The sequence below is a fragment of the Peptoniphilus genitalis genome, assembly GCF_023614525.1.
Lineage (GTDB): Bacteria > Bacillota > Clostridia > Tissierellales > Peptoniphilaceae > Peptoniphilus_A > Peptoniphilus_A genitalis.
Window position 1 is genome coordinate 1,883,475 of record NZ_CP097885.1, and the last position, 13,943, is coordinate 1,897,417.

At 30.6% G+C, this 13,943-nt stretch carries 13 protein-coding genes and 3 pseudogenes; 14 read left to right on the forward strand and 2 right to left on the reverse strand.

Annotated elements, in window-relative coordinates:
- Positions 1 to 278: 278 nt before the first annotated feature.
- The 12 genes and pseudogenes from mobQ (at position 279) to M9426_RS09365 (ending at position 11,945) form a co-directional block, all read left to right on the forward strand.
- Positions 279 to 1,919, forward strand: coding sequence for a MobQ family relaxase (mobQ, locus tag M9426_RS09105; protein ID WP_250342029.1), 1,641 nt, complete (start codon positions 279 to 281; stop codon positions 1,917 to 1,919).
- 73 nt (positions 1,920 to 1,992) lie between these two features.
- Positions 1,993 to 2,166 carry a hypothetical protein gene (locus tag M9426_RS09110; RefSeq protein WP_169043308.1) on the forward strand — a complete coding sequence of 58 codons (174 nt, stop codon included), beginning with the start codon at positions 1,993 to 1,995 and terminating at the stop codon, positions 2,164 to 2,166.
- 182 nt (positions 2,167 to 2,348) lie between these two features.
- On the forward strand, positions 2,349 to 2,876 hold the full coding sequence (locus tag M9426_RS09115) for a PcfB family protein (protein WP_009345651.1): 528 nt from the start codon (positions 2,349 to 2,351) through the stop codon (positions 2,874 to 2,876).
- A 125-nt stretch (positions 2,877 to 3,001) separates the two neighbouring features.
- The gene (locus tag M9426_RS09120) at positions 3,002 to 3,730 is read left to right on the forward strand and encodes a putative phage replisome organizer (RefSeq protein ID WP_250342030.1); all 729 of its coding nucleotides are present in this window, start codon (positions 3,002 to 3,004) and stop codon (positions 3,728 to 3,730) included.
- A 684-nt stretch (positions 3,731 to 4,414) separates the two neighbouring features.
- Complete coding sequence (locus M9426_RS09125) at positions 4,415 to 4,576, forward strand: hypothetical protein (RefSeq protein WP_000368174.1); 162 nt, start codon at positions 4,415 to 4,417, stop codon at positions 4,574 to 4,576.
- 97 nt (positions 4,577 to 4,673) lie between these two features.
- Complete coding sequence (locus M9426_RS09130; protein ID WP_250342031.1) at positions 4,674 to 6,350, forward strand: recombinase family protein; 1,677 nt, start codon at positions 4,674 to 4,676, stop codon at positions 6,348 to 6,350.
- 340 nt (positions 6,351 to 6,690) lie between these two features.
- Entirely contained in the window at positions 6,691 to 7,086 is a 396-nt protein-coding gene (locus M9426_RS09135) for a hypothetical protein (protein ID WP_250342032.1), read from the forward strand.
- Between the two features lie 751 nt (positions 7,087 to 7,837).
- Positions 7,838 to 9,136, forward strand: a complete 1,299-nt coding sequence (locus tag M9426_RS09140; protein ID WP_250342033.1) for an ATP-binding protein — start codon at positions 7,838 to 7,840, stop codon at positions 9,134 to 9,136.
- 82 nt (positions 9,137 to 9,218) lie between these two features.
- A pseudogene (locus tag M9426_RS09145) lies at positions 9,219 to 9,537 on the forward strand (23S rRNA (uracil(1939)-C(5))-methyltransferase RlmD); the annotation flags it as partial.
- Positions 9,538 to 9,690: 153 nt separating this feature from the next.
- Positions 9,691 to 10,308: a class I SAM-dependent methyltransferase gene (locus tag M9426_RS09150; protein ID WP_250342034.1), complete on the forward strand. Its 618-nt coding sequence runs from the start codon at positions 9,691 to 9,693 to the stop codon at positions 10,306 to 10,308.
- 57 nt (positions 10,309 to 10,365) lie between these two features.
- The gene (locus M9426_RS09155; protein WP_250342035.1) at positions 10,366 to 10,872 is read left to right on the forward strand and encodes a hypothetical protein; all 507 of its coding nucleotides are present in this window, start codon (positions 10,366 to 10,368) and stop codon (positions 10,870 to 10,872) included.
- A 752-nt stretch (positions 10,873 to 11,624) separates the two neighbouring features.
- Positions 11,625 to 11,945, forward strand: coding sequence for a hypothetical protein (locus M9426_RS09365; protein ID WP_435405875.1), 321 nt, complete (start codon positions 11,625 to 11,627; stop codon positions 11,943 to 11,945).
- An 8-nt stretch (positions 11,946 to 11,953) separates the two neighbouring features.
- Here M9426_RS09365 and M9426_RS09165 read toward each other — a convergent pair.
- Both M9426_RS09165 and M9426_RS09170 read right to left on the reverse strand, forming a co-directional pair.
- Positions 11,954 to 12,106 (reverse strand): annotated as a pseudogene (locus tag M9426_RS09165) (relaxase); the annotation flags it as partial.
- 1 nt (position 12,107) lies between these two features.
- A pseudogene (locus M9426_RS09170) lies at positions 12,108 to 12,464 on the reverse strand (plasmid mobilization protein).
- A 283-nt stretch (positions 12,465 to 12,747) separates the two neighbouring features.
- On the opposite strand from M9426_RS09170, the gene M9426_RS09175 reads away from it, so the two are divergent.
- Positions 12,748 to 13,320, forward strand: coding sequence for a TetR/AcrR family transcriptional regulator (locus M9426_RS09175; RefSeq protein WP_000079884.1), 573 nt, complete (start codon positions 12,748 to 12,750; stop codon positions 13,318 to 13,320).
- A 50-nt stretch (positions 13,321 to 13,370) separates the two neighbouring features.
- Positions 13,371 to 13,889, forward strand: a complete 519-nt coding sequence (locus M9426_RS09180; protein WP_000708365.1) for a ClbS/DfsB family four-helix bundle protein — start codon at positions 13,371 to 13,373, stop codon at positions 13,887 to 13,889.
- The last annotated feature ends 54 nt before the right edge of the window (positions 13,890 to 13,943 follow it).

Here is a 13,943-nt window from a genome sequence, read left to right on the forward strand (position 1 = left end):
GCAGGGAGCAACAACCATTCGCTTTTTAAAAATCAAGGGTAAATAAACTCGCTAAGGCTCGCCCTTGACTTTTAAAATTTGAAATGAACAAAACAATTAAGCCGACTAACTGCCTGTACCCGTAAGGGTGAAACAACAAAAATTAATTCAGTAGTCGGCTTTTTCTATTCTATCATTTCAAAACGCTCATTCACAAAGAGGATATAAAAATCTATTAAGCCTCCACCTACTTGTACCCTTTAGGGTGAAACAACAAAAAAAGAAAGGAAGTGATAAAAATGGCAGACAGTTTTCATTTTTCAGTAAACATAATATCAAGAGGAAAAGGAAAAAGTGCAGTAGCAAGTGCAGCATATATAAGTGGAGAAAAAATAAAAAATGAATGGGACGGAGTAACCCATGACTATACAAGAAAAGAAAAAGTATTAGTAAAAAATATAATATTGCCTGATCATATACCAAAAGAATTTAATGATAGGTCTACCTTATGGAATAAAGTAGAAATGACAGAAAAAAATTCTAATGCCCAACTAGCAAGACAATTCATAATAGGACTACCAAAAGAGTTATCTTTAAGTGAAAATAAAAACCTAGTCGAAAGATATATAAAAGAAAATCTAACATCACAAGGAATGATAGTAGATTATGCAATTCATGATGAGAGTCAAGATAAAAATGGAAATATCCATTGTCATATAATGACCATAATGCGACCCATAAACGAAAAAGGAGAGTTCTTAGCAAAGTCAAAAAAAGAATATATCCTAGATGAAAAAGGAGAAAAGATTTTAAACAAAAATGGAAAACCCAAAACAAGAAAAGTAGAACTAACAACATGGAACGATAAAGGCAATGTAGAAAAATGGAGAGAAAATTTTTCAGACCTTTGCAATGAATACCTAGCAAAAAACAAGATAGAAAAAAGAGTAGACCATAGGAGTTTTAAAAGACAAAATTCAGATTATCTACCGACAATCCATTTAGGATCAGCAGCAAGTGCAATGGAAAGAAAGGGAATAGAAACTGACAAGGGAAACTACAATAGAGAAATAAGAAAATATAATAACCTTGTAAAAACAATAAAAGAAGAGATAAAAACATTAAAGGGTTGGATAGGAAATCTATTAGATAACTTATCTACGGCTTATGAAAAATTTAAGGATATAGAAAGAGATAAGGTAATAGACAACCCTAAACTTTTTAATCTAACAAATTATCTATTAACTTATTCAGAAATTCAAAAAGAAAAAAGTAAATATCTAAAAGGATATGCAAAAACAAATAAAGAAAAATATGACTTCAGAAAGCTAACAAGTGCATATAGTTATTTAAGAAAAAATAATATAGAAACCATAGGTCAGTTACAAACAAAAATAGAAAGTTTAAAGTCTAATAGCTATAGGCTAAATAAAAAAGCAAAGACAATCCATAAAGAAATGGAAGATGTAGAAAAGAAAATTCTATACTATGAAATCTACAAAGCCAAAAAAGGAGTTTATGAAGAATATCAAAAGAAAAATATATTCACAAAAGACGCATTCTATAACAAATATAAGAAAGACATAGACCAATATAAGGTAGTAAGTGGGAAATTAAAAAAACTCCTATCAGACAAGGAAAAGCTAAGTCCTAAAAAATGGAATGAAGAAAAAAATCTTTTAATGGCAAATCTTGAAGAAATAAATAAAGAAAAAGACAAGATAAAAGATGAATACCAGGAAATTAATCATATAAAATATTCAGTAGATTTTGTAAACAAAGAATTAGGTATAGACTTATCCATAGAAATAGATAAGTTAATAAAACAAGGTGAAAAACCAAGTGTAATAGTACAGATTAAAAAGTTCCAAGACCAAGTTAATAAAGACAATGAATACAGAGAAATGATGAAAAACAAGAAAATGGATCAAGAAAGATAAGACCTGGTAAAAATATCTTATCCAAGCTATAATATGACCAAACAACTAAAGGCAGATCTAGGAGGTAATAGAGATGAATAAAAGGCAAGAGCTAATAGACGAACTCATAAAAGCAAACGAAGATGGAACATACAAAACATATAAAAGCACAGAAGAAATAAAAGCAATGAACAATGAAGAAATACAGATTATATATTCCAACATGAAAAACTATCTATCAGACAAAAGAACACACACAAACTACTAAAGGTGGAAAGGCATTGTAAGCTATTTTAAAGTATAAAAGGTACAAAACCTAAGTAAGCTATAAAAACATCAAAATAAAGCATTCCACCACCAAGAACAATAAAATAAAAACAATCAAAGGGAAGTATAGAAAAATTAAAGCCTATACTTCCCTTTTTTTAATTCAAACAAAGGAGATAAAGCATGATAAACGAAGAAATAAGCAAAGAAGCAGGGCAAGCAGCACAAACCATAATATCATACACAATAAAGGCAGCAAAAGAATCAATTAAATTAGACAAAGAAATTAGAAAAAAGATGAATGATACTTTAGAAAAAGCAAATGGAAACCTAAAAAGCCTTATTGGCGATGAAATAAAAATAAAAGACCTCTACAAAAAAGGACAACTAGAAAATATAAGCATAGATCAAAGCAACCTCAAAGACTTAAGAAAAGAACTAAACAAACTTGGAGTAAGTTTCTCAGTAATGAAAAACAAAGAAAGCAAAAACTATGAAATATTCTTCCAAGCCAAAGACATAAAAGTAATGGAATATGCCTTTAAGCAAGTCATAGCCAAGGAAAATAAAAAAGAAAAAGAAAGTATCCTAAAACAAATAAAGAAATACAAAGACCTATCCAAGAACAAGGATAAGACAAAAGAAAAAGTCAAAAGAAAAGTAAAAGAAAAAGTAAAACCAAGTAAAAAAGATATGACCAGAGAAATCTAAGGGAGTAACGAAAAGTTACACCCTTAAATAACTAAAATAACAAGACTTCCGAAAATCGGAAATCAAGAATTCCGAAAATCGGAAATCAAGAATTTCGATTATCGAAAATCAAGAAAGGAGCAGATATGGCAACAAACAAAAGATATTATTGGATAAAATTAAAAGAAGAATTTTTCACAGACAAAAGGATAAAAAGACTAAGGAGAATATCTGGAGGAGATACCTACACGATAATCTACCTCAAACTTCTACTACTAAGCCTAAAAGATGAGGGCAAACTCTATTATGATGGAGTAGAAAGTGATTTTATAAAAGAGTTAGCACTAACCATAGATGAAACAGACGATGATGTAATGGTCACAGCTAATTATTTAATCAATCAAGGTTTACTAGAAGTTGTAACAGAAAATGATGAATACTATTTAACAGAAATACCGAACTTAATCGGATCAGAAACAGCCTGGGCAGAGAAAAAAAGAAGATACAGACAAAATAAACAGAGGACATTGTCCTTAATGAGTCCAACCCATGTCCGACAAGAGATAGAGATAGATAAAGATATAGAGATAGATAAAGAGAGAGAGGGAGAGATAGATAAAAAGTCCACCCCCATCTTTTATGGAGAATTCAAAAATGTTCGATTAACTGAAGAAGAATATAAAAACCTTAAAGAAAAATTAAACTCACACACAGAAATAATGATAAATAAACTATCCAGATACATGGAAAGCAGTGGTAAGACCTATCAAAACCAATATGTGACAATCTTAAAATGGTATGAAGAAGATAAAGAAAAACTAAGACATCAAGGAGGAAATAAAAAAATGAACTATGATGTAGGAGAATCTTTATAGGTAAAAAGAGGTGGAAAGCCACTATTAAAGACTTTAAGTCTAAAAAGGTATCAAAGTATGCTAGAGATAATAAAAATATAAATATGACACTTAAAAGGCGATTAGAAAATTAAAGAAATGCTAGAAGACTTCTAGATGACAATTACCAAGAGGGTCTAATTTTCACTGCTACTTATGCAGTGGGAATTGGACCTTTTTATATAAGCAAATTCTATTTCAAAATTGGTTACCAAGAAAGACTTCTTTTCACTGTTAAGTATAAGAGAGTAATTTATAGAATTTTGTTTCGTCAAGATAAATATTTTCTGAGGATCAAATTTTAAAAAGACTAATAGCTCTCGATAAATTTTGAACCTTAACAATTGAATAGACCAAGACAAGACGTTAATTATTTTTGGAGCGTAATAACCTATCCGCCAAGATCTTTCGGCTGAATAATTCGGCAAAAAAAGTTCTGCTAAGCAAAAAGAAAGAGAGCGATAAGTAAGAGTTTGAATATAGGGAGGGATACCCTATCCGCTATGAAGAAAATGAGGATAATGATACTTCTAAGGTTGAAGCCGGCTCATCCGGAATAGAGGCGGAGGTGAGATTCCTATGTTGCTAATCCAAAGCACTTGTCAATGTCGTAAAACTTAATTAAACAAATAATTATTAGATATAAAACTTTAGAGGAGGTATATATTGGACAATGACTGGAATGGATTGGCTGATTTAATAGCAAATCTGATTGCAAAATATGCTGGTGCTTTAGATTTAGATAATCTGCCCGATCCAACGCCAGCAAAAAATCAAGAGATGAAAAATAGTTTTGACATGGCAAAAACACAAATTGAGACGGATTAATAAAAGTGTTATAATATACTTGAAATGATAGTCCAAACTTAAATTCAAAAATCAAAGTTTATATATGATATAGAAAAGTTATATTGAGGTTAATGCTATGTTAAAAGAAAAAATAAAAGTATACCTCTATACACGAGTATCTACGTCAATACAGATAGAGGGGTATTCGTTAGAGGCACAAAAATCACGAATGAAAGCTTTTGCTATTTACAACGATTACGAAATTGTCGGAGAGTATGAAGATGCCGGAAAGTCTGGCAAGTCTATTGAAGGTAGAAAACAGTTCAATCGAATGATGGAAGATATAAAATCTGGAAAAGATGGAGTATCTTTTGTTCTTGTGTTTAAGTTATCAAGATTTGCAAGAAATGCAGCTGATGTTCTTTCTACACTTCAGATAATGCAGGATTATGGAGTTAATCTTATCTGTGTTGAAGATGGCATTGATTCATCTAAAGATGCTGGGAAACTAATGATTTCTGTTTTATCAGCTGTGGCTGAAATAGAAAGAGAAAACATTCGTATTCAAACAATGGAAGGTCGAATTCAAAAAGCAAGGGAAGGAAAATGGAATGGTGGCTTTGCTCCGTATGGATATAAACTTGAAGATGGCAAGCTGTTTATAAATGAGGAAGAGGCAGTTGCCATAAGAACGATTTTCGACCAGTATGTAAATACTACGATAGGAGCCAATGGGCTATCTAAATACTTAGAGAATCATGGAATTAGAAAAATTCCAAGACAGAATGGTAAGAATCCTTTGTTTGATGCAGGTCTTATAAGAAAGATATTAAAGAATCCTGTATATAATGGGAAAATAGCATTTGGAAGAAGAACTTTAGAAAAAGTTCATGGTACAAGAAATGAATATAAGCAGGTTGAACAAGATGAATATCTAATATCTGAAGGGATACATGAAGCTATAGTTTCCGATGAAGTTTGGCAAGCTGCTCAGGTTAAGCTAAAATCTCAAGCAAAGAAATATGAGCATGTGAATAAAGGAAAAGATACACGCACACACTTGCTTTCTGGAATTGTAAAATGCCCGATATGTGGAGTGGGAATGTTTGGAAACAAGTGTACCAAGAAAAAGAAAGATGGCACAAAATATAAAGATTTTTATTACTATGGTTGTAAACATAGGCAGATGATAAGAGGTCATAAGTGTACTTTCCGTAAGCAAATTAGAGAAGAATTGTTAGATGATGCTGTTGCAGAGGTGATTGTCAAGATAGTAAGTAATCCGAAATTTGCTTCTATGATGCAAGAAAAAATCAACATGAAGGTGGATACCTCTGAAATAGAAAAAGAAATAGATAATTACCAAAAGGAATTGAGGAAGAGTCATTCTACAAAGTTTAAGCTAATTGAGGAAATAGATAATTTAGATGTTGAAGATAAGCATTATAAGAGAAGGAAACAGGATTTAGATGATAGACTATATCGTATGTATGACAAAATAGATGAATTAGAATCATCACTAATTGATGCGAAAGCAAAGAAACAGACTATTGAAGCTGAAAAACTCACAGGAGATAACATATATAAGATTCTGATCTATTTTGATAAACTCTATAAAGTTATGAATGATGTAGAGCGTAGGCAGTTAATTACAGCTTTGATTTCTGAAATTCAAATTTATGAAGAAAAACAACCTAACGGACAATGGCTAAAATCAATTACTTTCAAGCTCCCAATTATAGACGATGGCTTGAATATAAGTTTGGACAATAATGAACAAGATGAGAGTGTAGTATTGATGTCAAGAGAATAGGATAAGATGTTACAAGACTGTTGGTATCAATGGATTTTAGGATTGTTGAAAGAAACCTTAAAGCCATTTTTCTATTAGAAAAACACCTTGTGGGAACAGTTCAAGTGTAGATTATTGCAGGGTGTGTAGACACTATGGATATTTTAGATGGAGTGAACAGGATGGATAATATCAGACTGCTTATCATATAATAAAAATGATATAATATTAATTAGGTTGAATTAAGGACTTCAATATGCATAAAAAAATAAATCTCATTATTCCAATTGGAAGATTGGCTTAGGATAAAATTAAACATTCCTGGAAAATATGTTATTCTAATTTTGTGTGGTGATGAACTATGAACAAAAAATTAAAAAGAGAAGATAGATTAAAAAATTTTTATTTAAAATTTAAACTAAGCAGACTATATTATGGAGTGATGATTTTAATTATATTGTTAGGTCTTTTGTTTTTTCCAACAGGAAATATTATTTTTGAAGTCTTTTCCAAAGGACCATTTATTGCAGGACCCTATATAATGCTAACCCTTATGTTTTTTGTATTTGCTTTTTACAAAAATATATATTTATATCTATTTGTTATAGGCCTATTTATAATTAGCTCATTCATATCATTTGTTGGTGTAGCCATGGGCAGTACAAATGGTGATGAATTGTTGTTTTTTTTCCTACCAATTGTGATATTATTAGTAATAAATATATGTATAGCCTTATTTACGTATAAATATAAATAAAAAATATCTTTTCAATGGTATGTTTTCTGTAGTGAACAGGATACATACCATTTTATCTATTGGATCTTAGTCAAATAGCCTTATGGTCAGGGAAATATCCAAAAGTAAAAGAAAGTTTGGAAAATAAAGAGAATATCTTCACTTATTTAGAATATCCTAAATAAATAAGACCTAGTATATAGACAAACAAAATAAGGGAATCATTTAAGAAACAGTTAAATAAGCGTTTTTAGAAAATCAGGAATTAGAAATAGAACGCTATAATGAAGAATTGGTAAGAAAACTAGTAGAGAAGATAGTCATTTATGAAAAAAGTTTAAAGTAATATTCAAATCAGGACTTGAAGTTGAAATAGAAAATTGACAGGGATAAAAAGTAAATATACAATAGAAATAACAGTACCCGACACGCCTCTTAACAATGCGAACCAAGTCGGGTCTTTTGATTGCAAAAAATCCCCGCCACATATGGCAAGGGCTTGTTCCAAAAGTATTATATCTTAAATATAAGAAAATAGGACACGAACAAGTGCTTGAATAAAAATCGGATAATTACTTGAATGGATTGTGGATAATTACTTGAACACAAGCTGGACAAATACGTGAATGGAAATGTTAAACACTAATTTAAAAATATGTCCGATATGGAATTATTTTTAAATAGATTTGAATTATATGAACTTACACCTTATAATATACTTAGATTAAGTTCCAAAACGGAAATAATTCTAAATAGATAGAGGTGTAGGTTTATGGAAATAAAGCGTGATTATTATTTAGATAAATTAATACGAAAAAAGGACAATGGGTTCATTAAGATTATTACAGGAATAAGAAGGAGCGGTAAATCTTACTTGCTTAATAATCTATTTTATAATCATTTGCTTGAAAATGGAGTAGATAATAAACATATTATAAAATTTGCCTTTGATTCAGGAAGAGATTTATTAAAAATTGACGAAGATTTAATGGATTTAGATGTACTAAGCGGTGAAAGATTAGTAGATTCTAAAAAGTTTTTAGACTATATCATGAGCAAAACTAATGACAAGGAAAAATTTTATATCCTCTTAGATGAAGTTCAATTGCTTAAATCCTTTGAGCAAGTCTTAAATGGATTTTTGCGTCAAGATAATTTTGATGTCTATGTCACGGGAAGCAATTCAAAGTTTCTGTCTAAAGATGTAATCACTGAATTTGCAGGTAGGGGTGACGAGATTCATATTATGCCCCTTGTATTTTCTGAATTTCTTCAAACTTATGATGGCGACAAAGAAGATGCTTTTGCTGAATATCAAGTTTACGGAGGTTTACCAGCTGGAGCTTTAATGAAAAGGGATGAAGATAAGATGAATTATCTAAAGGGGCAACTCGAAAATGTATATTTGCGAGATATTGTTCATAGGTATGACATACGCTTAACTTCTGAACTAGAAGACTTACTTAATATTTTAGCATCAGGAATTTCAAGTCTTACGAATCCAAGTAAAATAGCTTCAACTTTTAAGTCCATAAAAAAATCTAAAATTTCTGCAAATACAATTGATAAGTTTATAGGCTACTTTGAAGATTCTTTTATTTTAAAAAGAGTCTATAGATACGATGTTAAAGGGAGAAAATATATAGGAACGCCTTATAAAATATACTTTGAAGATGTAGGGTTGAGAAATGCAAGATTAAACTTTAGACAGATAGAACCAACCCACCTAATGGAAAATATCATTTATAACGAATTAAGATATCGTGGCTATATGGTCGATGTAGGAATGGTCATTAAAAGGGAAAATGTTAATAATAAAGATATAAAGAAACAGCTGGAAGTTGATTTCATAGCCAACCTTGGAAGCAAAAGATATTATATTCAATCTGCATATAGGCTTCCATCAATCGAAAAAACAAATCAAGAAAAAGCCTCCTTGTTAAATATTGATGACTCTTTTAAGAAAATAATTATCGTGAAAGATCGAATAAAGCCGTTTTTAGATGAAAATGGAATACTCACTATTAATTTATTTGACTTTTTGTTAAACAAGGAGAGCTTGGACTTATAATGAAGAATTTAACGAATTTGTTATGGATATATTTCCACATACGAGGCTTCCCTAAAAATTAAATTTTATTCATACTGACTACTCAATCCACTTCGAGACGGTAGCACTTTTGTCCAAACTCGATGTCTTATAAGCATATAAATATTTAAATTGAGCTGGATGAGCTTGATTTGACAAGTTGTGAAAGTAAGGCAACATATGCTCAAATCAAAGAATATGTTTGAAATAAATTTGAATTAAAAGTTCCGGCATTATATATTGCACAGATAAAAAGAAAATGTGGAATAGAATTACGATAACATTGCAACAAGTCTAAAAAGGAGTAACAAATTATTCCACAGTGTACACCTGAAAAAGAAGAAGCCATCATGGATGCTTTGAGACACTTCAAAATGATTTAATAGAAAAGAATGACAGCATACGACTTTCTGCATTTATGACATTCCTACTTGGTATAGGAACAGCTATTATTCCTCTCTTACGAGGTATGAATTAGAAAATAGGCTCAATATAAAGATTGATAGGATTCTTTTTATATTTAAAGGAGCGTTGAAATGATTGATAAAAGCAATAAAAAATTTTGGGATAAATTTGCTAAGCTATATACTCCTTTCATGAAAAAAGACAAAGGAGTATATGATAAAGTATGCAATTACATTCGTCCTCATTTGAATAAAGACATGGAGGTGCTTGAACTCGCTTGTGGATCAGGACAATTGTCCTTTAGTCTTTCAAAGCATACGAAAAGTTGGATTGCTACAGACTTTTCTGAGCAAATGATTTTAGAGGCTAAAAAGCGTGGGGAATACGAAAAACTTACATTTGAAACAGCCGATGCAGTAGCATTATCCTATTCGCATGAAAAATTTGATTGTGTGTTAATTGCTAATGCACTTCATATTATGCCTAAACCGGATGAGGCAATGAAAGAAATATATAGGGTGTTAAAATCGAATGGAACTTTATTCGCCCCCACTTTTCTATGGAAAGAGGGAAAGCAAAGAAAAATGATAAAAAGGTTGATGTCTATTATAGGATTTAAGATGTATCAAGAATGGGATAAAAAGGAATTTGAAGATTTTATTAAAGAATATGGATTTTCAGTAGTTGAAATGAAATTGGTATATGGAGGTCTTGCACCGATTGGTGTGATGATTGCATATAAAAAGTAATATTAAATTATTATTTACAAAGTAATATGAATTTAAAAGCAAAAGGGAGATGATTTTATGGATTTAATACAGGCAATTCTTGTCGGAATTGCTATAGCAGCTATTTTTAACGGTGCAGTGGCTTCTTTGGTACTTATTAATCCAAGATTCTTTTTGGATTCTTATCCAAAGGCTATCCAAAAAATAGCTCCGAAACAAATGACAAAGCAAGAGAAAAAGATAAACATGATACTTACTATCATTATTGTAGGAGTTTGTTTTATTTATTCAACAATAAGCATTATACATTCAGGAATCGTTGGCTTTTGGAATATATTTTGGATGGGATACATTCAGTGGAGTATATTAAATATAGGAGATTTTTTGTTATTGGATTGTCTCTTATTTCAAGGAAAATATAAAGAAAAGATAGTTATTCCAGGAACAGAGGGACACAAAGATTATGAGTTTAATAATTGGATGAAACATTTGGCAATTCGAGAACATTTTTTATTAGTTCCATTTTTTCTTGTACCAATTATAGCTACAATTCAAGCTTTGTTTGTTGGCTTTTTAGGAAGATAAATTTAGAGTTGCATAACAATTTAATAATTTGATGAGAGATACCATAAGAACAGTAAATCAAATCGGTTTACTGTTTTTTCTTCGCCCAAAATTAGAAAGAAAGGTGCAACATAGTCAAGTATATGGACACAATTTTTAAATACTTCTTTGCAGCTACACCATAAATATCATGTAAAATAGCCGAATCAAAAAAACTATGATTGAAAAAAATATGATAGACCTTATAAAATCAATAGGCTTTGTGCATAAAGATACCACGGTAGGAGCAGGTGTTGGTGGGCTTGATCGCTTCGTCCATGCCTCGTAGCATGGCGAGGCGATTGCCCTTCTTACAAAAAGCTAAGGACTTGATCATGCCAAGAATCTCCAAGAGAAGCGATCGCCAGGGTGATTCGATTGGCAAAATTCGACGGCTGAGGCGATTACACCTTTGTCCAAACCTGATGTGATATAAATCTAAATGTTGAAATTGAGGTAGATGAGCTTGGCTTGATAGGTATCGAAAGTAAGGCTACTTATGCACAAATCAAGGAGTATATTTTAGAAAATTTGATTTTAAAAGTTTCAGCATGATTGCACAGAATAATAAAGTGTATGAGGGAGCATGATAATAAATCGAAAGGGGAGATGAAAACGATGAAAAAACATCTTGGAATAACACTGGTCTTAATAACCATTTTGTCATTGACTGCATGTGTTAGTAATAAAAAATAATTCTACTCAAAGCCGAGGAAGTAAAAGAAGTTGAAATCATGAAAAACACTTCAGAAGATCGTTTAAAAATTGAGAACCAAGATGAGATATTCGGCATAATTGCTGATATTGAGGAAAATACCAAAGATACCGCAAGGAAAGTGTCAACGATCAACCTACAAATATTAATGATTATCTTATCGTTAAATTCCATCACAAAAATGCAGAAGATAGTCCAAGCGTTGACTATTTATATAAAGGCAAAAACAGATCAATTAGATTTATTTAACAGACACTGTCTGGCAAATTATAGACAAGGAAATATTAATCATGAGAAGTGGAATTATTCTACTTCTTTTTTGTTTCAAAATATGCTTTAGAATATAATCTTTCGTGTTTTCATAAATTGAATATGAGCAGTAGACGGATGACATTTAAATGAAGATACCAAGCCTTTTTAATCAGTTTTTTTACTCTTAGTTATACAGTCTATTGCCAAATTTAGAGTTGATTTTATAGGATATATTTTTGTAATTGCCATACTAATCACCAGAACTACCTTTTGATTTATTAAGAAGTAGGGAATGGATCTGCCATATTTCTCTTGATATTTTTTCTATCTGTTTATTCATAGATTCAATCTCATTTTTGTAAATAAGACCAGTTGTATTAGTTGCTTTTGCAATCTGGTTTATATTATTCGTAGCATTTGAAAGTAGCCATTGTAAGTTTCTAAATGGTTATAAATGTACTACATAAATCTCTTTTTCTAATACGCACTTTCTAAGAAAGTGGGACATGGTTTTGCAATTAGGAAGTTTCACTTTCTTTTCAAAAAAATTTTTTTCTTTATCTGTTAAATATATTTTAAGTTGATTTTTTATTTTTCTATTATCCATAGCAGTTCTCCTTATAATAAATAATTTGGGTCTTAGGGTTCTCCCTAACAAGGCAAAATTGATAAAAAAAGAAGCAGTCCATAAAGGTTCTGCTTCATCAATTTTTCGTAAGTGGGTACTCACTTACTGTGCTTGCTATTATAGTTATAAGCGTTAAGCGTGTTATTTATAATAAATGAATTATACCATACTCAGAATATAATTTCAGAGCACTATTGAAAAATATTTAATTTAGATTTATTATTAAATTGAGATTCAGTATTTTATTCGAAAGAGGTGTGCTATGGCACAAGTATTAAAAGAAGAAGTTAGAAATAGAATACTCGAAGCAGCAGAAAAAGTATTTTATAAAAAGGATTATAGAGGTGCCAAATTAACAGAAATTGCAAAAGAAGCAGATATTCCTGTGGCACTAATTTATACCTATTTCAAAAATAAGGCAGTTTTGTTTGATGCAGTAGTAAGTTCTGTTTATATAAACTTCGAGTCAGCTTTTAATGAGGAAGAATCTTTGGAAAAAGGTTCTGCTTCTGAAAGATTTGATGAAGTTGGAGAAAATTATATTCATGAACTTTTAAAAGATCGTAAGAAGTTAATTATTTTAATGGATAAAAGCTCAGGTACAAAGCATACAGAAGCAAAACAAAAACTCATATCGCAAATGCAGGTTCATATTGAAGTAAGTTTAAAAAGACAATCGAAACAGGAATATGATCCAATGCTTGCCCATATTTTAGCCAGTAACTTTACAGAGGGACTTCTTGAAATAGCAAGGCATTATCAAAGTGAAAAGTGGGCAAAAGATATGCTAAAACTTATTGCAAAGTGTTATTACAAGGGAGTGGAATCATTGTAAGTTGATTTGATATTTAAATGCGATAAATTTAAATTTTTGGAGGAGATATTTTGAAGATATATAAAGATAAAGAAGAACTGAAATCTGAGATAAATAAAAGTTTTGAAAAGTATATTTCTGAATTTGATATTATTCCTGAATCTCTCAAAGATAAGAGAGTCCCTGAAGTTGACAGAACACCAGCAGAAAATCTTGCTTATCAACTCGGATGGACAACATTAGTTTTGAAATGGGAAAAAGATGAGAAAAACGGTTTTGAAGTAAAGACACCGTCGGATATGTTTAAATGGAATCAACTTGGAGAATTATATCAGTGGTTTACCGATACTTATGCTCATTTATCGATAGAAGAATTAAAGAAACGATTGAAAGAAAATATTATATCTATCTATACAATGATTGATACACTAAGTGAAGAAGAATTATTTCAACCGCATATGAGAAAATGGGCTGATGAAGCTACTAAAACAGCGACATGGGAAGTTTATAAGTTTATTCATGTTAATACGGTTGCCCCTTTTGGAACGTTTAGAACTAAGATTAGAAAATGGAAAAAGATTGTGCTATAATTTTTGATTTGCTGATACAGTAATTTAAAAAAATATAGTGATCGGATAAAATAG

What these genes read in the sequence shown, in the direction of transcription:
- mobQ (WP_250342029.1), top strand. Translation starts at nt 279, where the DNA reads ATGGCAGACAGTTTTCATTTTTCAGTAAACATAATATCAAGAGGAAAA.
- M9426_RS09110 (WP_169043308.1), top strand. Translation starts at nt 1,993, where the DNA reads ATGAATAAAAGGCAAGAGCTAATAGACGAACTCATAAAAGCAAACGAA.
- M9426_RS09115 (WP_009345651.1), top strand. Translation starts at nt 2,349, where the DNA reads ATGATAAACGAAGAAATAAGCAAAGAAGCAGGGCAAGCAGCACAAACC.
- M9426_RS09120 (WP_250342030.1), top strand. Translation starts at nt 3,002, where the DNA reads ATGGCAACAAACAAAAGATATTATTGGATAAAATTAAAAGAAGAATTT.
- M9426_RS09130 (WP_250342031.1), top strand. Translation starts at nt 4,674, where the DNA reads ATGTTAAAAGAAAAAATAAAAGTATACCTCTATACACGAGTATCTACG.
- M9426_RS09135 (WP_250342032.1), top strand. Translation starts at nt 6,691, where the DNA reads ATGAACAAAAAATTAAAAAGAGAAGATAGATTAAAAAATTTTTATTTA.
- M9426_RS09140 (WP_250342033.1), top strand. Translation starts at nt 7,838, where the DNA reads ATGGAAATAAAGCGTGATTATTATTTAGATAAATTAATACGAAAAAAG.
- M9426_RS09150 (WP_250342034.1), top strand. Translation starts at nt 9,691, where the DNA reads ATGATTGATAAAAGCAATAAAAAATTTTGGGATAAATTTGCTAAGCTA.
- M9426_RS09155 (WP_250342035.1), top strand. Translation starts at nt 10,366, where the DNA reads ATGGATTTAATACAGGCAATTCTTGTCGGAATTGCTATAGCAGCTATT.
- M9426_RS09365 (WP_435405875.1), top strand. Translation starts at nt 11,625, where the DNA reads ATGAAAAACACTTCAGAAGATCGTTTAAAAATTGAGAACCAAGATGAG.
- M9426_RS09175 (WP_000079884.1), top strand. Translation starts at nt 12,748, where the DNA reads ATGGCACAAGTATTAAAAGAAGAAGTTAGAAATAGAATACTCGAAGCA.